This window comes from Mucilaginibacter sp. (genome assembly GCF_028288225.1).
Taxonomy (GTDB): Bacteria; Bacteroidota; Bacteroidia; order Sphingobacteriales; family Sphingobacteriaceae; genus Mucilaginibacter.
In genome coordinates, this window is the sequence record NZ_JAQBOC010000014.1 from 34,669 (window position 1) to 53,934 (window position 19,266).

The window sequence follows — 19,266 nt, forward strand, 5'->3', positions numbered from 1 at the left end:
GGTAGCTCAGGATCAGGCTTTGCCACGACCTCTGACAAAAACATTCAGGAAAAAGCCTGCAAATAATAAGCCTACAATTCCTAAAATAGGGGTCAATATAAAATTAGTATCAATAACGAAACCTGTAAAAAGGCCGCTAAGTAAGCCAATTAGGTAATATAGGTAATCGTAGCTGTTGTCTTCTTCTTCGTGATGTTTCATAATACGCTGTGTGTTATGGGGGGCAAAAATAACGGATTAAATGATGTATAGCAATAGGGTAACATTAATTGTTTTAGATCTGATTACGCAATGTATTCGGGCAATTACGATTTTCGATTTGCCCCGGCTGTTGCACGTTGCCCTATAAAGTACGCCCAGGCGGCACAGTATCAGGATATACTGCATACGCCCTGCTATATTACGGTATTGCCTGTGTTTTAGGCTTGCTTAGCAAATTTATAAACAGCTTATATGCACCGGGAACCCCGGCGGGCAACTGCCTGAAAAATGCCAGCGAAGTATAAATAAACCGCCCCTCGCCATAATTGCCGGTTATTAAAGCGCCGTTATTGGGTGTTTCGCCCGGGTCATTCATCTGCAATACCTGTTTATAATCAGGAGCAATATCGCCCACAAAATATAAACCCCGCTCCTGGATCCATCCATTAAAATCATCCTGTGTTATAGCGTTTGGATAATTTAAAACCGGGTTTTGTTTATCCAGTATAGTGATCTTTGCATTTTCATCTGTAACCCGCTGATTTATCGGTTTAAATGGATAGGGGCCTATCTGTTTGGTTACAAGGCCGTTATTGTTATTGTATTGTACAACCAGGTTGCCGCCATTTTTTACATATTCAAGCAACTTTGGCTGCTCAATGGCAAGGCGCTCATTCACATTGTAAGCGCGCACACCGGTAACTATGGCGTCATAACCGGCAAGGTCGCCATTCATTATTTCTTTTTCGGTAAGCTCATGCACATCATAACCTACCTGCCTTAATGCCTCGGGCACCAGGTCGCCGGCACCTTCAATGTAGCCAATTTTTTTGCCGGCAATTTTCAGATTAACATCTATCAGTTTTGCCTGCGATGGCGGAAACAAAGTAATATTGGGAATATGATCATATTTTATATGCTGAATACCCAATGAAAATGGTTTGCCGTTGACCGTTACAACAGCGTCTAAAACCGTAGTTCCGGGATGCTGCCCGGCAGGGCTTACACTAAAGGTCACTGTCCATTCATCGCCTTTGTTTTTATCCGAAAAATCAAACTTATCCGGGCTGATCTTCCAACCCGCTATTGGTTTTATGCTGATGTTTCCGTTGCTTTTGGTATAGCTTTTTAATTTTATTTGGACAGATTGCGGACTGCTGTTATTAAAAATATAGTCCTGGCTGGTAATATTTGCGGTTACCGGTGGTGTTATTTCAATGGGCTGATAGATCTCGCCATTAACCGGTGTTACATATTTATAAACCAAACGGCGTTCAAAGCGGATAGGCTTACCTTCAATTATAAATTCAAAGGCAACCGTTGGCAAATCGGGGTTTTCAGGGTTGCCCACAAACTGTTGGCCCGGAATGTTATAAGCCCCAATACTGTGTGCCGTTTCAAGCCAGTAAGGCTGTGTAATTTTATTGGCTAATGCGCTGGTATTTAACGTTTGTAATTGATTTGCAGGGATAGCCTGGCTGTTAAAGCTTTTTTCTGTTTGATTTATGCTGATGCTGTTCAGTTTTATTTTATCGTTGTAACGATCAAGCACTTGTGAGCGAATGTGGATGCTGTCGCCCAATGCATAGGACGGTTCGGCGGCATAGCTTTCAAACCACAAACCGGCGCAGGCCGCAATAAGGTTATCCAATTCTTTAGTTTTTTGAGCCCGCCAGTAGGTGTCTGAAATTTTCTCAACCCTGCCGAGCAGCTTTATCAGTGCTGGCACCGATTGTTCGGGATTATCAGCATCAAAGCTTTTCCGGATTATATTTATACCGGCATTTATTGCTTCTCCATCGTTAACTCTTTTCCATGAAGTATTTATCCCATCGAACAGGTCTTTTTGCGGGGCATCACCCAAAATAGTTTTAAAATATTCAAATGATTCACCACGCTGCCTTGCCGATCCAAAGCCCTGGGTTTTATGGTTCGAGCGGCTTTCGGCAGCCAACTCCCCATAACCTTTGCCAAGTGTGGGGTTATAAACGCCTACATCAATCTTAAACTGATCGGGGCTGGTAGTATTTGTTGTACCAAAATTAAAGGTGTTCCAAAGTAAACGTTTGGCCTGCCATGGTTGCACAAACTGTAATTGTTCAGGGAAACGTTTCGGGTCGGCAGCAGCAGCAAATGCTTCCTGGGCAAGAATGGCCGATGAGGTATGATGCCCATGACCGCCTTCGCCTGTAGTAGGAAATCTGCATATAATTACATCGGGCCTGAATTTTCGGATCACCCAAACCACATCGCTCAAAACCTTTTCCTTATCCCAGATCTTTAATGTTTCATCCGGCCCTTTCGAAAACCCAAAGTCGTTTGCGCGGGTAAAAAACTGTTCGGCGCCATCAACTTTACGTGCAGCCAAAAGCTCCTGCGTACGGATCAATCCTAAAAGTTCACTTTGCTCGTTACCTAATAAGTTTTGGCCTCCATCACCACGCGTCATGGAAAGATAGCCGGTACGGTAATGCTTTTCCTGTGCCAGGTAGGCCAGCAAGCGGGTGTTCTCATCATCAGGGTGTGCTGCTACATACAGCACGCTTCCAAGCACATCCAGCTTTTTAAAATTTTGCTGTATGGAGGCTATATCAGTCGGCGGAGCTGTTTGGGCAAATGCAAAAGGAGCAACAAATAACAGTGTGGCAATAAGTTTGATGCGGTTCATGTAAGCAAATATATTAAAGATGTGCGAATGTGCGGATTTGGAATGTGCGGATTAAAAAATATGACGCTGCCGCGAGTTTAGCGCAGCGTAACCCGTGGTGCGGCATGGCGACAGTTTTCAACTTCCTAAGCATAGTGTATGTTTACTGTTTTCATTATTTGCTGTATTTATTCATCGATCACTAATTCACTAAATCAGCAATTCACTAATTATTATGTGGTAGTCCGAAAGTCGGGAAAGTCCGGAAGCCCGAAAGATAATATTGTTACGAAGTGTTGACGATTGGCGCACCCATATCATCTTAGTGCCTGTCTTTACTTTCATTATTTGCTGTATTTATTCATCAATCACTAATTCACTAAATCAGTAATTCACTAATTATTATGTGGAATAGTCCGGAAGTCCGAAAGATAATATTGTTACGAAGTGTTGACTATCGGCACACCCATATCATCTTAGTGCCTGTCTTTCCTTTCATTATTTGCTGTGTTTATTCATCGATCACTAATTCACTAAATCAACAATTCACTAATTATTATGTGGAATAGTCCGGAAGTCGGGAAAGTCCGGAAGTCCGAAAGATAATATTGTTACGAAGTGTTGACTATTTGCACACCCATCTTAGTGCCTGTCTTTACTTTCATTATTTGCTGTATTTATTCATCGATCACTAATTCACTAAATCAGCAATTCACTAATTATCGTGGCACGTTTATTATTATAATATTATCCCCAAAACAATATTTATCTCAATTGATTAATCGATTGATTGATTTTTTGCTGCTGATTGTCAGCTATTTATAAAAACATTACAAAAACATGATTAACTCAATCAATCGTTTGATTAACTTTGTGCTGTTAAAATTATGGAAAAAGAGAAGATAGATAAAAAAGATCATATTCTGGATGTTGCCGAGCGCATATTTTCAGAAATGGGATTTGACGGCGCATCAACCCGTTTAATATCGGGTGAAGCCGGTGTAAACATGGCCATGCTGAATTATTACTTTGGCTCAAAAGAAGGTTTGTTCCTGTCCGTATTTGAACGAAAAATAACAACCTTCCAGGGGATCTTACAAAATATAGGCAACGACGAATCAATAAGTTCATGGGCTAAACTGGAAAAATATATTGAAGTATACGGCGACAGGGTGTTTACAAATAACTGTTTCCAAAAGTTGCTTTACCAGGAAATGAGCATGAACCGCCGGTCGGACATTTCTGATAAGATCCGAAACATTTTGATGAAAAGCGTATCAGAATTATGGAAGATCCTGAAAGAAGGGGTCGATAAAAAAGAATTTAAAAAGGATGCTGACATTGAAATGGTAATAGCCACGCTTTATGGCACCAAGAATTTTATCGTAAACACGCCGCTTATGTCATCTGCCCTGCTTGGCTATGATATCCAGGACGAAAAAATATTGGAAGAAAAACTAAAACCACGCATCAAATTATTTTTGAAGAACCTGTTAAAAGTATACTTAGTGAACGACAATGATAACACAAAATAATAACACCGACCTACACCCTTTAAAAAGCACGCTAAAAAATTTCGTGCGGATCCTTATCCCTGCCATACTGCTAACACTGTTGCTTGGCATAGCAGCAAAAGCGCAAGACAGGACAATTACCCTTGACGAAGCCATTAAGCTTGGCCTTGATAACAGCAAGGTTTTAAAGCTCTCGAAAAACAAGATCGACCAGGCTATATCGCAGTTTAACCAGGCAAAAGATCAGGCTTTACCAACCGGGAATGCGAGTTTTGATTACAACCGGGCACAGATCCCGGCAAACAAGCTTGCTTTTGGCGACCAAAACATATCATTACCCAAAAGTGCCAATGCTTACTTAGGTATTGTTTCGCTTAATGAAACAATTTTTGGCGGTAATAAATTGAAATATGCAAAGGAGTCAACAACCCTGCTTACCGAGGTTGCACGTTTGGATGCAGATAACGATAAGGACCAGATAACCTATGATATTATTAATGCCTACTACAACCTTTATAAGGTTTTACAAAGTAAAAAGGTAGTTCAGCAAAACCTGGCTTCAATTGATCAGCAGATCAAACAATCGCAACGCTTTTTTGAGCAGGGGCTTGTGACTAAAAATGATGTGCTGCGCTTTCAGCTGCAACGTTCGAACATAGAGCTGAACGGGATTGACCTTGAAACCAACCGTAAGATAATAAACTATAATTTGAATGTTCTTTTAGGGTTAAACGAAGGTACCCAGCTTGCCATAGCACAAATAAATGAAGCCGAAAGGCAGGTTGCACCGCTGACTAATTATATTGATACTGCCCTGAGCACCCGGATCGAGGTTAAGCAGCTCGACCTGCGCACAAAGGTGGCTGAAACCAATATCAAAAATGTCCGTGCTAATACCTTACCAACACTTGGCGCATCGGTAAGTGGTTATTATGTTGATGTTTCTGCAAATCCGCTGCCTAAAAGCGGCAGCTATATTACCCCCATAACAATAGGACTGGGCTTAAAATGGAACTACTCGTCATTATGGACAAACAAAAACAAGGTTGCAGAAGCTAAGATCCAGCGCGAGGAAACCATCATCAATAAAAACATTGAGCTTGATAATGTAAAAAAAGAGGTTAACCAGGATTATCAGAACTATACAATGGCTTTAGGTAAGATAAAACTTTTACAAACCTCCATTGATCAGGCCGGTGAGAATAATAAGATCCTCGAATCGAAATATAAAAGCAATATAGCTTCGGCAACAGACCGGGCAGATGCCGAAACATTATTATACCAGGCTCAGATCAATTTAGAATTAGCAAAAGCTGACGCAGGCCTTGCATATTATAACTTACTAAAATCAACCGGAAAACTTAACAAATAATAATCACAACCAAACAATTCATACAATGGCAAAGGCACACGAAACACAGGAAAATGAACCTAAAAAGAAACCAAACAAAGTACTTCCTATTATACTGGGATTAATACTTGTAATAGGGATTATTTTCGGGATCAAAGAATATATATACTACGGCAAACACGTAGACACGGATGATGCACAAATTGATGGCGATATAAGCCCGGTAGTTGCACGTGTTGGCGGCTATGTTGACAGCATTTACTTCCAGGAAAATACACATGTTAACAGGGACCAGGTGCTGGTAAAAATTGATGACCACGATTACAAAATTAAACTTGAACAGGCTTTAGCTGCCGAAACCGGCGCAAGCGCAGGTATAAATGTTGGCCAGTCGCAAATTTTTGCAAACGCAGCAAACTCATCAAGCGCCAAAGCACAGGTAGCATCAGCAGCTGCAAGGCTGGATAAAGTAAAAAAAGATTATGACCGCTATGCTAACCTGGTAAAGGATGGCTCAGTAACCCAGCAGCAGTTTGACCAGGCCAAGGCCGACCTGGACGTGGCACAGGCCACCTACAGCGCCTCGCAGGATGAATATAAAGCAGCACAGGAACAAGTAGGCACTACACGCAGCCAGCTTAATGTAACCCACACCGGCGTAAGTCAAAAGCAAGTTGATGTCGACTATGCAAAGCTGCAGCTATCATATACTATTGTTAAAGCGCCATCAAGTGGTATCACATCAAAAAAGAATGTACAGGTAGGTCAGCTGGTGCAGGCCGGGCAAACTTTGTTTTCTATAGTTAACGACAACAGCATATATATCACGGCTAATTTTAAAGAAACACAATTAGATAAGATCCGTAACGGGCAAAAAGTGAATATTGAAGTTGACGCTTATCCTGACCTGAAACTGGAAGGAAGTGTTTTCAATTTTTCACCTGCAACGGGCGCTAAATTCTCCTTATTGCCGCCGGATAACGCAACCGGTAACTTTGTTAAAGTTGTACAACGCATCCCGGTTAAGATAAAAATAAGCGGATCAAAAGAAAATATGGATAAACTGCGCCCGGGAATGAGCGTAAATGTATCAGTAGTAGTGAAAGAATAAGTCAGTAGTCGAAAGTCGCTTTTGACTCAAGACTGCTGACTCAGAACTTAAGACTATTTATTAAATAAGATATACTAAAGAAATGGCTGAAACTGGCTTTAAAAAGTGGATCATTACCATTACGGTTATCGTAGCTTCGTTACTGGAACTGATAGATACCACGATAGTAAATGTGTCCCTGCCCGTCATCCAGGGGAACCTGGGTGCCACACTTGAAGACGTAGCCTGGGTTGTTACAGGTTATGCAGTTGCAAACGTAATTGTATTGCCAATGTCCGGCTGGTTGGGAAGCCGGTTTGGACGAAAGCAATATTTTATTACATCAATTATCGTATTTACCATCGCATCATTTTTGTGTGGTAATGCTACCAGCCTTGATGAGCTGGTGCTTTTCAGGATATTACAGGGAATTGCAGGCGGGGGACTAATATCAACCTCACAGGCTATCCTTGTTGAAACCTGGCCACGCGAACAAATAGGCACGGCTACTGCATTATTTGGTTTGGGGGCGGTTGTTGGGCCAACCGTTGGGCCAACCATCGGAGGCTACATTACTGACCACGCCTCATGGAGGTGGATCTTTTATGTGAACATTCCTGTTGGGGCTATTGCTGCCTTCTGTGCGTATACATTTATACACGAAACACCAAAGGAAGGGAAGGGAAAGCCGGTAGACTGGTGGGGCATTGGCTTGCTGGCGGTGGCAGTTGGCAGCTTACAAACCATTCTTGAAAAAGGCGAATCGGAAGATTGGTTTGCTAAAACGTATATCCTGGTGCTTACCATAACCGCCGTAATTGGAACAATATGCTTTATATGGCGCGAGTTGAGCATTGAGCACCCGATAGTGAATTTCGGCATTTTGCGGCACCGAAGTTTCGCGGTTGGCATGTTTACTTCATTTGTATTGGGCTTCGGCCTTTACGGATCGGTATTCGTGTTCCCGGTATTCTGCCAAAACTTGCTCGGCTTCACAGCGCAGCAAACCGGCGAGCTGCTGTTTCCGGGAGGGTTATGTACCATTATAATGATGCCATTTATTGGTAAAATGCTTAACAAGGGCATTCCAGCCCAGTTTATGGCTACGGCGGGTATGTTCCTGTTCTTTGTGTTTACCACCATGCTCAGTAACTCAACCCTTAGTACCGGGCAGGGTGATGTGCTTATCCCGCTGCTAATACGTGGTGTAGGTATGGCATTACTGTTTGTTCCGCTAACCACATTGGCAATAGCTGATTTGAAGGGCCCTGAGTTAGGGCAAGGCACAGGATTAAATAACATGATGCGCCAGCTGGGTGGTTCATTTGGTATTGCGGTGTTAACTACAATTATCCATATCCGTTCAGGATTTCACCGGAGTAACCTTTTAACTAATATTAATCCGTATAATCCCAACTTTAATCAGCGCCTTGACATGTTAACGCACAGTTTTATGGCAAAAGGAAAGTCTTTGCTGGATGCCACCCACATGGCTTATGCCGCTATTGAAGGTGCTGTGATAAAGCAAACGCTATTATTAACTTATGATGATGCTTACTGGATCTCAGGGCTTGTAATGCTTTTTTCAATCCCGCTGCTTTATTTGCAGCCGTTTAAAAAGGCTGTAAAGATGCCTGTAGATGCCCATTAATGACAAAAAGCTGTTCATTTTAACATGAACAGCTTTCCCCAAAAAACTACAATTAAAATTTTATTATCACCCCGGTAACAAATTATATTGTCTGAAGCCAGGATTTATTTAATCTAAGGCCTAAATGTACAATTTTTTAAGCGAAAAACGCAAATTTTATTGCCGATAGAAATGCGATTAATGAAAAATAGATGAAATTTAAGCTGTTAGCTATTTTGAAAAAATAAAAACAGCACTAAATTTTATTCTTTGTGCATATCTCGCCCACATTTAAATCTCCTTTTAAAATATTATTGGGTCAACATAAAACCCCTATATTGGTGTTATGAAAACCAAGCCTTTCCTGAAAGCCGCAACCGGCATAGTTGCTATTACGGCTATATTATTAATGGTGAAATGTAAAACCACCGAAAAAGTACAAAAAATAGAAGTATACGAATTTTTAAAGGCCTTTAATAAACATATTGTGGCCGGCAATACCGACTCCGCGCTTGCTTGCTTTGATGCAAGTAAACGGCATAAAGTTTTTGCCAGGCTTACCAACTTAATAGAAGGTAAAAAGGATTTGAACAGCAATTCAAAACCGCTTGCCGGTATAAGCCTGGATGTTGACGGAGCAACTATAAAAGTTATTAACGGCGGCCTTGTGGTGGCCAGCGTGCCGGTAAAGCTCAGTCACGAGGCATTAACCGGCAAACAATCGTTGCTTAAGTTTACTATACATAAAACCAAGGGGCACCACTACAAAATAATGACGGTTGATGCGAAGGGCTTTATTGCTGATTATATTGCTTACGAAAGCTTTATCAAATCAAAAACCTTAACCGATAAGGATATTTACAGCCCCGCTACGCTTGCCGCTTTTAAAACGGCCGAATCGTTAAAAGCCGCTTACGATAGCGTTATTTGGTTTGCTCATATAGATAAACAAACATTTTTTTATGTGGTTAAGGGAACCTGGGATATGTATAAGGACCTGAACCGCGAAAAAGACTCGGTGATACAGCCCTATAAAATGGGGCTGGTTAACGCGGATTTGAAAGAGGTAATTTCGCCTGGTTACGACCTTATATACAATATCAGCGGGACATTCCCTGGCCTGGTTGAGGTTGAAAAAGATGGCAAAAGAGGCTTTTATAATTTGGACGGAAAAATTATAATCCCGGTTGAATATGACCAAATACTGCCGCTAACCAACGATGCAAACCTGGCCGTTTTACGCAAAGGGAAAGATTACTTTTACCTGAAGCCCGACATGGCCATCTCTGAAAAGGTCGACCTGAAGATAGCCGATTTTATATCCAGGGTTAAAAGCCTGGCCAGTTCATCCGACCTGGTTAAAAATACCACAGGTGTTGTTACTGAATATAATTCGAGAGAGGAGAATGGTGGGCTTTACATAGCGCCGTCCTACCTGGTGGATTTGAATTTGACACCCAGATGGGTGGATTTTAAAAACCCGCTGCGCAATGTTGCTGATGACAATATCCACACAAATTACGAAGTAAAACACCGGGGCACCGACAAACAGCCTGAAAATTGGCTGGTAGCATCGTTTTACTCGATAAGGGATTATTTTTTAGGCGGCCGGAGCGAGTTTTACGACAAAAAGAACATTTTAATTGTTGATAACAAAAATAACAGGATACTTACCCAGGATTTGGAAACGGATTTCAGCCCAATGGGTGGAAACTCGTTAGAAGGTTTGTGCGATGTAAACAGCATTAAGGTAATAAACGATTCGCTGTATGAGGTAAAAGCGGGCGCGGTTTTATGGTTTGAGCTTTACGACAGCACAAAAACGGTAGAAGGCGGGCCGTATTACCATTACCTTGCCGTTAAAAACAACAAACTGGTTGAGCTGCCCAACGGCCGCAATTTTGGTTTTACCAAATATGTTAAAATGGATGACTCGTACTTAAACGCTTGTTACAACGTGGATGTAAGCGGGCCCAATGATAAAAAAGCCCGGAAAACGATAATTAACCGGGTAACGCCCGAAATGCTGCGCTACATGAAAAACGAGATATTTGCCGACTATGGCTACCAGTTTAAGGATAAAAGATGGGACTTTTTATTTAGCGATAATGGCGCATACCAACAAACTGCCGACGGTAAAAAACCAGGCCTGGCCAATGTTGACGACTCATTAACCGTAGTTGACAAATACAACATCAACTGGATTAACGAGCGGCTTAAAGGTACGGCCAAGCCGCCTCAAAACACCATTGCCGCTAAATGAAAATTGCGCTGAAGGTATTGTGGTATGCGGCGTTTTTTTGGGTGGCTATATTGTGCGCCGGTACATTTTTACAGTATTACGATTTTAAGGGCCAGTCATCGTTTTTGCACATAAAGCAGGCGGCAGTTAAAACCGGCTGGTACCTGCCCGCCTTTTATTGCCATATCATTGGCAGCAGCATTATTTTATTGGTTGGCTTTTTTCAGTTCTCAAAAAAGGTCTATAATAACCGGGCATTACATAAGTCGCTGGGCAAACTTTATGTATTCGGAGTCTTGTTTTTTGCCGCACCGGGGGCTTACATTATGACCCTGTTTGTTAATCGGGGTACAGGTGTATGTATATCCTTCCTGCTGCAAAACACCCTATGGATAACATTTACCCTCGCCGCATGGCTGCTGGTAATGAACGGCCGCATTGAAGACCATATTAAAATGATGCGAAGAAGCTATGCCCTGGCTTTGGGAGCAGTAACTTTACGATTATATATCTGGCTCTTCACCGTGTTAGGCAGTGGTGTAGGTTTTGAAAATAACTATCTCATTATAGCTTTTTTAAGCTGGGTCCCTAACCTTTTAGTAGCCGAGTGGATAAACTACAGCTATAAAGAGCATCGATTTAACATTGGCGAATGATTTTTTATAGTACAAAAGCCTATTTCAAGAGTAATTCAGGCGTGTTTTTTTACATAAAATTAATTTTTTTAAAAAACAGCTTGTGTAAAACAAAAAGGTGCGTATATTTGCCATCCCAAACGGAGTGGTAGTTCAGCTGGTTAGAATACATGCCTGTCACGCATGGGGTCGCGGGTTCGAGTCCCGTCCATTCCGCTGAAAACAATGTCAAAATTGCCTAAAAGCCTGTAAATCATCGATTTACAGGCTTTTTTGTTTGGCCGAAAATGCCAAAATATGCATGTTTTAGCATAAAAAAGGTGAGCAATTCGGTGAGCATATTAAAGCTAAAAAGATGCTCACCAGAAAAGCCATAAGTAACTGATTTAGAAGATGTTCAGCGAGTGAACATCTTGATTGCAAGTGATGGAATAATCAATTTTGTTTCACTATTTAATTCATTTGTAATGAGAACTAACATCAATTTGCTTTTTTATTTAAAGAAGCGCTCTACCTACAAAAATGGCCCGGTAGCCATTTATCTGCGGTTTACCGTTGATGGACGACGGGCCGAAGCCTCAACCGGTAATACTTGCGATCCTTCCCGCTGGAATGCACAAGCCGGCCGTGCTATTGGCACCAAAGAAGACGTTCGCACACTAAACGCTTATCTCGACACCTTGCAGGCCAAAGCCCAGGATTTTCATCGCTGGATGACGGTTAATGACGAAATGGTTACTGCCGAAAGCCTCAAAAATCGCTTTATTGGTAAAACTGAAAAGGGACGCACCTTGGTTAGCGTTTTTGAAGATCATAACCAAAAGATGCGTAGCCTGGTAGGGCAGGAATTTGAGAAGAGCACGCTGCAGCGTTATGAAACAGCTTTAATGCATACCAAAGATTTTATGCAATGGCAGCACAATGTTTCTGACATACCTATCACAAAAATCAATTTCGAATTCCTTAATGACTTTGAATATTATCTTAGAAGCGTGCGCAAGTGTGCGAACAATTCTGCGATTAAGTACATCAAAAATCTTGGGAAAATTGTCCGTATCTGTTTGGGAAACGGCTGGCTTACGGTCGACCCGTATTTGAATTATAAGCCCAAAACCAAAAAAGTTCACCGGGTTGTGCTGACCAAGGAAGATTTGACGGCCATCGCAGAAAAGGAATTTTCCGTAGATCGGCTGCGTTTAGTTAGGGATATTTTCCTATTTAGTTGTTATACCGGGCTTGCCTATGTCGATGTTAAAAAGCTTAAACGTTCCGAAATGGCTAAGGGAATCGACGGCAACCTATGGATCCATACCAACCGCCAAAAAACAGATACTTTATCCCGCATTCCCATTTTGCCGGCAGCATTAAAAGTTATTGAAAAATACGAGGATAATCCGCAATGTATTGTCGATGATCTTTTGCTACCGGTGATGAGTAACCAAAAAATGAATGCCTATTTAAAGGAGATAGCCGACTTGTGTGGCATTTCCAAATTACTGACTTTCCATATAGCCCGGCATACGTTTGCCACTACCGTAACGCTTAATAATGGCGTTCCGATAGAGAGTGTGGCTAAGATGATGGGGCACACCAGCATCAAGACCACACAGATCTATGCTAAGGTAATGGATCATAAGATCAGTTCTGATATGGCCGCACTTAAAGTTAAGCTGTCGGCAATTAATTAAACCCATCAATTGACAAATATTCACAAATATTAGGCAGTTCGTATAGTTTTTAGTTAATTTTGGGTATGATAAAAGAGATCAATAAAAGAGTAGTATTAGTTCATTGGAAACGCTTTGCAGGAATCGATATTGATGTATTTTCAAGCCTGAAAGGTTTTTGCGACAGCTACCCTGATTTTAATTATCATACCCTCAATAATTACCTTTCCAAGAAAAAAATCCCATTTGAAAATGATGATGTTAAAATAGAGCGGCAGCCATTGATACAAAAAGTCACCAGGCCTAACCTGCCGCCTGTATTATTCTGGGATTTTGATTTTGATAAAATTGATTGGAGAAGGTCAAGGCTGACGATTATGGAGCGGGTGCTTAATAAGGGCAACAAATCAGAATGGGAAGAAATGATACGATTTTATGGAAGGGACAACCTTATCCATTCTCTGAAAGAAGAAATCAATTATTTAACCGATATGACCGTTGATGCTGTTTGTGAATATTTTCAGTTGAGCAAAAATGAGCTCAAATGTTACACGAAGAAACAGTTAAACCAGGGACACTGGATCTAATCAAAAAGCTGATGCGAGATCAGCAGTTCAATTCTTTTCACCTAGTTGGAGGAACCGCTTTAGCACTGAAGCTTGGTCACCGGGAGTCTATAGATATAGATCTTTTTAATATCGGGGATTTTGATGGTGAGGAATTAGCGGGCCATTTGAAAAAACAATATCACGCCGAGATCAGGGGACAAAAAAACAATTACGTTAGTGGAAGTATTTTTGACGTGGATTTTGACCTGATAAGCCACAAATACCCGCCGGTTAAGCAAATTGAAACTATTCAAGGGATTCGGATGATGTCATTAGAGGATATTGCCGCGATGAAAATAAATGCTATAGTTCGTAGTGGACATCGAATCAAGGACTTTATAGATATCCATTACCTCCTCCAGGAATTTGGTTATGAAGACATACTGGATTTTTATTGTAGTAAGTATCCTGATGTGAATCAATCCATGGCTCGGAAATCCCTTCTTTATCATAACGATATTGACTTTAGCGTTCCGGTAATTCTTAAAGATAAAAGTCTAAAATGGCAGGATGTAAATAAAAGCATTACCAGCGCCATAGCCGAATATGATAGGATGCAACAAAACCCAGGATTTGATCGGGACGATGATGATAATTCTGAAGATATAGAACGAGGCAGAGGGGGGTATCGAAGATAAGTGACACACACATTGTCAATCCTTACAAATCTGCGGAGAATAAATTCCAGATTCTCCGCAGATTTGCGGAGAAAGAGCTTGGCGGTGGACGAAATACCACCTATGCATTAACGACTTAATACTTATTGCGAAATAACCAAACCACCAATTTCTAAATTCGCAAATCGCGAATTTAGAAATTGGTGGTTATATTCGTATATGAAAGCACATAATGGGATGAGGCCGCATGATTTGGTCTTACTGCTGAAAATAACCTCGTCAGATAAAAACTGGCTGAACAAAGATCTTGCGACTAGTTTATACATCAGCAATTCTGAGATCAGCGAATCCTTAAATCGTTCCATGATTGCCAAATTGATCAGTCCTGATAAACGGGTTGTTTTTAAAACTGCCCTGTATAATTTTATTGAACACGGGTTGAAATTTGTTTTCCCGGCTGAGCCAGGCGCAATTGTTCGCGGGCTGCCAACCGCACACAGCGCTCCCATTCTGAAGCATTACTTTGTATCTGATGAAACCTATGTATGGCCAAGTGCTGATGGGAAATCAAAAGGCCAGGCGATAATACCGCTATACCCCAATCAAGTGATGGCGGCAATGAATGATGAACGGCTATATGATAAACTTGCTTTAGTCGATGCGATCCGCGTGGGTAAAGTTAGGGAGCAAAAAAAAGCCTTAGAGCTGTTAAAAAAATCTTTTGAATTGGTTTTTTGAAGAGGCAATCGAAGCCATTCTTGATAGTCAATTAGATAAATATCCGAATAAATTAAGAAAAGCGGCTGTATCATAATATATATATGATACAGCCGCTCTGGTGTATTAGAATCAGTTGCCGTTAAAAGATATCCTTATCTCCTTCAGTCATCCATTCATCTTCAGCCATTGTAACTGGGTCGAGCCAATCTGCTTTATGCCTGGCCCAAGCCAGCCAGTCATTATTGGGGCTGGGTATTGCAGCAAGGTACCCGCGAATAAGCTGGGCCTGCTTCCAGCGTTTGGCCTGCGTTATTAACTCTTTAAAACTCTCTCGCTCTTCATGCTGGTGTGCATCACGTTTTGCCTGAAGTTTACGTTGCTTTTCCCAGTTCTTCTGCCATAAACTTGCGTTTTTTAAATACTCCTCTTCTTGTTTAGCAGATATATCCAACTTAGCCAGTATTTTTGGCAGCTGGTCTTCTAATAGTTTGGTTTTCGAATCCCCCCATTCAGACTTTAACCTGTCATCAAGTCGAAACACTATTTTACCATTTGGCCGCCACTCAAATTCCTGATAGGGTTTATCCGCCTTGAATTTGGTTGTTCGTTCTCGAAAATTGACCCTGAGTTTTACCTCACCAACAACAATATAATTCCCATCTATAGTTATCTCATAAATGTATCCTCGGGCACGTACGCATTTAATTAGCGTATCCATAAAACGAAGTGCCCGCCCAACATTAGATGATGCCACGCGAATGTCCAATTGCCCTTTGGTCGTTACAGCCATTCCAGGGTAATTGATATCAGTCAGTTTTTCCAAACTTTCTTTTGCAGCTATAATTAGCGGATCAGGATTTATCAACCGTCCTGGTACCTTAAATGGTAATTTCTTCTGTGTTATTTCCTTAACGAGCTGTATTCGTTCGGAAGTTTTTTTAACAGGTTGTTCCTGAGGACGTTCTTTGAGTTCAATAAAATTTTGTCCGTCCCACTTTGCCGGCAACTTAGGTTGGCGCCTATGATGCCCTGCCTTAACTTTAGCCCAGGAACCTGTTTTGGGAACAGGAATATTCATACGGAGACATATTTTACGAAAACCAACATCCGATATCTTATATTTCTTAGCAATCTCTGTCATTGGTAGCTCCCATACCATCTGGTAGATTTCTTTACGTGTAAATCTGATCATAAGACTGGCGCTGCTGACTTTAACTCATCCATGTTAAACTCACCCAGGCTTCGCAGATATTTCATCGTTATAAGTACTGACGAATGTCCCATCATCTTCTGAACCATATAAACATCCTTCGTACGGCGAAATACATCTATCGCGGCGGTATGTCGAAAAGAATATAATGTTTGTTTAGGGTATATCAACCCATGGCTCAATAATATCTTCTTTTCCCGTGACCATTGTTTGCTGAAGTAATCATCGTTAAATGGCTCGTTAATTAAACTGAATATATTGTCATCTCTTTTAATCCCGTCAAGAACCGGCTCCAGTTCGTGCCTTACATAATCGGGTACATAGACAACCCGGATCTTGCCGCCCTTATTCTCACTGCCATCCAAATGGATCTCGGTATTGTTAATCTTAAAATGCTTTTTAGTCAGTAGCCGTATCTCCTCATGAGGGCGTAATAAGCAGCCATAGGTTATCAGGCAGCAGCGATAAAGATTGGTTTGCCTGGCTTTTAGAAAATTGAGCACTGGTTTTAGTTGATCCTTTTCATAGGCTAAATGAAGTGTAGGCTTGATTTTCTGTACTTCTGTTTTCTTAACCGTCATTAAAGATTCATCGATTAGTCGTGTAGCCGCATTAAAAAGGGAACTCAATTCACGCCTTTTATTCATATAGCTCGTAGCGGATGAATTGTACCGTTGGAGAAATTCTTCGATTGTAGATGTCTTTAATTTCTTGATTGACATTTCACGGCCTTCTGGCCCTAAAAAGATCATGAACTGATTGTAGGCATACCGAAGGCTATCTCTATGCAGTTTACTGATGTCGGATGTAAGTTTTCTGTCGAGTGCCTGCTGAAAAAGCAAGCCAATGGATTTGTTATTTTTTTTAATTTTCATCCGGCAAACATGCGCTTATAGCACATATCGACTTTATTAAATTCTTTTTCTTTTTTGACAGCTATGAGCAATACAGCCTTAATCACTATGTAAGCAACTAAAAGCAAAGCCGGATAAAATGTCAAGGGCGAGCCGGCCGCTGAAAGCTTACAATACGGCTCGCTTGTATACCCTTGACATTTTATTCCGGCTTGGACTACCTTTGCGATAGTGGTGAGTAAGGTAATCCCACGATAGTAATTTATTTGTTGTTGCCCATCTAACTAATCAGGAACAACGCTTTCTTGCAATTTTTTAAAGGCTTCCAAGAAAAAATGAGTTGCGAATTTTTTTAAATCCTCCCGGGAGGGCAAGAGACTTTTTGTGTGACAAAAAGACATCTTGCAGTTACAAAAGCAATGTGTTTTTTGATAATGATTTTAAGTTATTTGATGTCTGAAAAAGTGACAGGGTGATTTTCGGAAGCATATAAAAAGCCGTTTTCGAGATTCTCGAAAACGGCTCGTCCAGTTTGGGCTTAGATAGACAGATAACGTGATCGTAAGATTTGCAGATCACACGATTTAACGATATTAAGATCTACTGATAGCATGATCTACCGATCTTATGATCGTAAGATCGGTAGATCTCAAGATACTTCCTCCTGCCAGGAAATCAGGCTGCCTTTTATAGGATGGTAAGATGGGTTATATTTAATACAACCTAATTCAACCAACTTCTTAATACATTTATGATAGGTACCGGTAGATCTAATATTGCTATAGCACATCAGTTTCCTACGACTAACTGAAAAAGGAGTAATCCCATCATTCTGCTGTAAACAGATAAACAAAGCATTGTAAAGACTTGAATGACTTATAGATAAACTAGGATCTTCTTTCATTTTCATCACCCGCTCATTGTACACCTTGAATTTATTGACTTTAACAGAGGGTGTCATTGTTTACCTCCTTCCAGGACTTTTTGAATGTCCTCCAATTTGTAATACATCATGCCGCCCACTTTGGTAAATGAAAGTGTGCCATTAATGCGCAGATTTTGTAAAGTGCCTGGTGAGATATCTAACAGTTTTCTCACGTCCTTGCTCTTTACCCATTGCTTGCTTTGTCTTTTTTCAGGCTGAAGAAGAGCTTCAATTTTTTCCAGGATTCTTTTTTCAAAGGCATCCAGAGCCTCTGTTGTTACTAATTCATTTGGTCGCATTTAATTTAGTTAATAAAATAGTTTGTCGCGCCATTCGCTGACCTATGGGAATGGCGAGTTTTAATCTGCAATTGATTTAATTGCAGCAGTTTTTATTTAAAACAAATATAAAATATTGTTTTGATAAATTAAAATACATCAAAACAAATGATTAGCTTTGACTTATTCAATTAGCAAACGGCATAATTGCGATTGATCGTTTTTGGTAATTCTGATTAACTATTTCGGTTTAATCAAAAGCGGCGAACATCAAAAGCAGTCAAATCGTATCAAAAAATATTTTTAAAAAAAAAGTGAATAAGATCAGTTATAAGACCTACCTAAATGATCGTTTGAAGCAGGTGGATTTCTACGGCCAACTAACCCATCCATTATACGTTCAGGTAACTTTTGAGCGGAAGACGATATTTTTTAAAAGCTATTATTTTGAATTGTTTTCTAAAACAAGATATGCCAGGGACACACCTGCTGGCACTGGCAAAGGGCCAGAAATGGAGCAGGTCATCAAAAAAGAAAATGAAGTGATTCAATATGTCATTGATAAACTGAAGGATGGATTTTCATTAGAAGCATTTAAAAATCTCTATTCTTATTTCAGTACAGATCTTTGCGATGTAACCGAATTTGACTTTATTACTTATATGTGCTCATTCTTTGACGACAAGGGGATGCTGCATATTGCAGAACTAATTAAGTGGGGTACGCCGCATGTGGTAACTTATGACCTGGCAATAGACTTAAAAAAAATGCTCAAGAAATCTTTATATGATGAACTCATTGAGCAGGCTTTTCAAAAAGCACCGCCATATTTGCAATTATATAGTTTTATGATACATTCCAAGAAATGGCCGTTGCTTTGCCTGACAGCGATGGAATGGGATGATATTAAAATTATCGGGTCTTTTAAGGAATACGTGGAATTGCATTATCCAGATATGCATTCCAATATATTAGTTGCACAGGTGAATAGTTGGCTGAACTATCGAAGAAAAGTAGCTAATTACTAAAACTAATTATTTCGAAGTGGTCTATAATTAACTATTCGTTAATGTAAGT

At 40.6% G+C, this 19,266-nt stretch carries 16 protein-coding genes and 1 tRNA gene; 12 read left to right on the plus strand and 5 right to left on the minus strand.

Going from position 1 to position 19,266, the window contains the following annotated elements; all coding sequences use genetic code 11:
• Nucleotides 1–12: 12 nt before the first annotated feature.
• Both JWQ54_RS03375 and JWQ54_RS03380 read right to left on the minus strand, forming a co-directional pair.
• Entirely contained in the window at nt 13–201 is a 189-nt protein-coding gene (locus tag JWQ54_RS03375) for a hypothetical protein (protein WP_299580203.1), read from the minus strand.
• A 199-nt stretch (nt 202–400) separates the two neighbouring features.
• Nucleotides 401–2,869: a PIG-L family deacetylase gene (locus JWQ54_RS03380; protein ID WP_299580207.1), complete on the minus strand. Its 2,469-nt coding sequence runs from the start codon at nt 2,867–2,869 to the stop codon at nt 401–403.
• An 866-nt stretch (nt 2,870–3,735) separates the two neighbouring features.
• Here JWQ54_RS03380 and JWQ54_RS03385 point away from each other — a divergent pair.
• The 11 genes from JWQ54_RS03385 (at nt 3,736) to JWQ54_RS03435 (ending at nt 14,940) form a co-directional block, all read left to right on the plus strand.
• A complete protein-coding gene (locus JWQ54_RS03385) occupies nt 3,736–4,383 on the plus strand; it encodes a TetR/AcrR family transcriptional regulator (protein WP_299580210.1) in 648 nt (215 codons plus the stop codon).
• On the plus strand, nt 4,367–5,734 hold the full coding sequence (locus tag JWQ54_RS03390; protein WP_299580213.1) for a TolC family protein: 1,368 nt from the start codon (nt 4,367–4,369) through the stop codon (nt 5,732–5,734). The genes JWQ54_RS03385 and JWQ54_RS03390 overlap by 17 nt, the downstream gene beginning before the upstream one ends.
• Nucleotides 5,735–5,759: 25 nt before the next feature.
• On the plus strand, nt 5,760–6,824 hold the full coding sequence (locus tag JWQ54_RS03395; RefSeq protein ID WP_299580216.1) for an HlyD family secretion protein: 1,065 nt from the start codon (nt 5,760–5,762) through the stop codon (nt 6,822–6,824).
• An 82-nt stretch (nt 6,825–6,906) separates the two neighbouring features.
• Entirely contained in the window at nt 6,907–8,454 is a 1,548-nt protein-coding gene (locus JWQ54_RS03400; protein ID WP_299580219.1) for a DHA2 family efflux MFS transporter permease subunit, read from the plus strand.
• 325 nt (nt 8,455–8,779) lie between these two features.
• Nucleotides 8,780–10,696 carry a WG repeat-containing protein gene (locus JWQ54_RS03405; protein WP_299580222.1) on the plus strand — a complete coding sequence of 639 codons (1,917 nt, stop codon included), beginning with the start codon at nt 8,780–8,782 and terminating at the stop codon, nt 10,694–10,696.
• Nucleotides 10,693–11,331, plus strand: coding sequence for a DUF2306 domain-containing protein (locus JWQ54_RS03410; protein ID WP_299580225.1), 639 nt, complete (start codon nt 10,693–10,695; stop codon nt 11,329–11,331). The genes JWQ54_RS03405 and JWQ54_RS03410 overlap by 4 nt, the downstream gene beginning before the upstream one ends.
• A gap of 121 nt (nt 11,332–11,452) precedes the next feature.
• Nucleotides 11,453–11,526, plus strand: a tRNA-Asp gene (locus JWQ54_RS03415).
• 251 nt (nt 11,527–11,777) lie between these two features.
• Nucleotides 11,778–12,998 (plus strand): site-specific integrase, encoded by a 1,221-nt coding sequence (locus JWQ54_RS03420; protein WP_299580228.1) that lies wholly within the window; start codon nt 11,778–11,780, stop codon nt 12,996–12,998.
• Between the two features lie 65 nt (nt 12,999–13,063).
• Nucleotides 13,064–13,564: a hypothetical protein gene (locus JWQ54_RS03425; RefSeq protein WP_299580231.1), complete on the plus strand. Its 501-nt coding sequence runs from the start codon at nt 13,064–13,066 to the stop codon at nt 13,562–13,564.
• A complete protein-coding gene (locus JWQ54_RS03430; protein WP_299580234.1) occupies nt 13,522–14,223 on the plus strand; it encodes a nucleotidyl transferase AbiEii/AbiGii toxin family protein in 702 nt (233 codons plus the stop codon). The genes JWQ54_RS03425 and JWQ54_RS03430 overlap by 43 nt, the downstream gene beginning before the upstream one ends.
• A gap of 198 nt (nt 14,224–14,421) precedes the next feature.
• Entirely contained in the window at nt 14,422–14,940 is a 519-nt protein-coding gene (locus JWQ54_RS03435; RefSeq protein WP_299580237.1) for a hypothetical protein, read from the plus strand.
• A 121-nt stretch (nt 14,941–15,061) separates the two neighbouring features.
• Here JWQ54_RS03435 and JWQ54_RS03440 read toward each other — a convergent pair whose 3' ends face one another.
• The 3 genes from JWQ54_RS03440 to JWQ54_RS03450 all read right to left on the minus strand — a co-directional run bounded on the left by JWQ54_RS03440 (nt 15,062) and on the right by JWQ54_RS03450 (nt 18,210).
• Nucleotides 15,062–16,114, minus strand: a complete 1,053-nt coding sequence (locus tag JWQ54_RS03440) for a hypothetical protein (RefSeq protein ID WP_299580240.1) — start codon at nt 16,112–16,114, stop codon at nt 15,062–15,064.
• On the minus strand, nt 16,111–17,007 hold the full coding sequence (locus tag JWQ54_RS03445) for a site-specific integrase (RefSeq protein ID WP_299580243.1): 897 nt from the start codon (nt 17,005–17,007) through the stop codon (nt 16,111–16,113). The genes JWQ54_RS03440 and JWQ54_RS03445 overlap by 4 nt, the downstream gene beginning before the upstream one ends.
• Nucleotides 17,008–17,943: 936 nt before the next feature.
• Entirely contained in the window at nt 17,944–18,210 is a 267-nt protein-coding gene (locus JWQ54_RS03450; protein ID WP_299580246.1) for a helix-turn-helix domain-containing protein, read from the minus strand.
• Between the two features lie 293 nt (nt 18,211–18,503).
• Here JWQ54_RS03450 and JWQ54_RS03455 point away from each other — a divergent pair, with 293 nt between their 5' ends.
• Nucleotides 18,504–19,217: a hypothetical protein gene (locus JWQ54_RS03455; RefSeq protein WP_299580249.1), complete on the plus strand. Its 714-nt coding sequence runs from the start codon at nt 18,504–18,506 to the stop codon at nt 19,215–19,217.
• The last annotated feature ends 49 nt before the right edge of the window (nt 19,218–19,266 follow it).

Coding starts and splice junctions, on each gene's coding strand:
- JWQ54_RS03410 (WP_299580225.1), top strand. CDS start 10,693: ATGAAAATTGCGCTGAAGGTATTGTGGTATGCGGCGTTTTTTTGGGTG.
- JWQ54_RS03430 (WP_299580234.1), top strand. CDS start 13,522: ATGTTACACGAAGAAACAGTTAAACCAGGGACACTGGATCTAATCAAA.
- JWQ54_RS03440 (WP_299580240.1), bottom strand. CDS start 16,114: ATGATCAGATTTACACGTAAAGAAATCTACCAGATGGTATGGGAGCTA.
- JWQ54_RS03435 (WP_299580237.1), top strand. CDS start 14,422: ATGAAAGCACATAATGGGATGAGGCCGCATGATTTGGTCTTACTGCTG.
- JWQ54_RS03405 (WP_299580222.1), top strand. CDS start 8,780: ATGAAAACCAAGCCTTTCCTGAAAGCCGCAACCGGCATAGTTGCTATT.
- JWQ54_RS03395 (WP_299580216.1), top strand. CDS start 5,760: ATGGCAAAGGCACACGAAACACAGGAAAATGAACCTAAAAAGAAACCA.
- JWQ54_RS03385 (WP_299580210.1), top strand. CDS start 3,736: ATGGAAAAAGAGAAGATAGATAAAAAAGATCATATTCTGGATGTTGCC.
- JWQ54_RS03380 (WP_299580207.1), bottom strand. CDS start 2,869: ATGAACCGCATCAAACTTATTGCCACACTGTTATTTGTTGCTCCTTTT.
- JWQ54_RS03375 (WP_299580203.1), bottom strand. CDS start 201: ATGAAACATCACGAAGAAGAAGACAACAGCTACGATTACCTATATTAC.
- JWQ54_RS03420 (WP_299580228.1), top strand. CDS start 11,778: ATGAGAACTAACATCAATTTGCTTTTTTATTTAAAGAAGCGCTCTACC.
- JWQ54_RS03450 (WP_299580246.1), bottom strand. CDS start 18,210: ATGCGACCAAATGAATTAGTAACAACAGAGGCTCTGGATGCCTTTGAA.
- JWQ54_RS03400 (WP_299580219.1), top strand. CDS start 6,907: ATGGCTGAAACTGGCTTTAAAAAGTGGATCATTACCATTACGGTTATC.
- JWQ54_RS03390 (WP_299580213.1), top strand. CDS start 4,367: ATGATAACACAAAATAATAACACCGACCTACACCCTTTAAAAAGCACG.
- JWQ54_RS03445 (WP_299580243.1), bottom strand. CDS start 17,007: ATGAAAATTAAAAAAAATAACAAATCCATTGGCTTGCTTTTTCAGCAG.
- JWQ54_RS03425 (WP_299580231.1), top strand. CDS start 13,064: ATGATAAAAGAGATCAATAAAAGAGTAGTATTAGTTCATTGGAAACGC.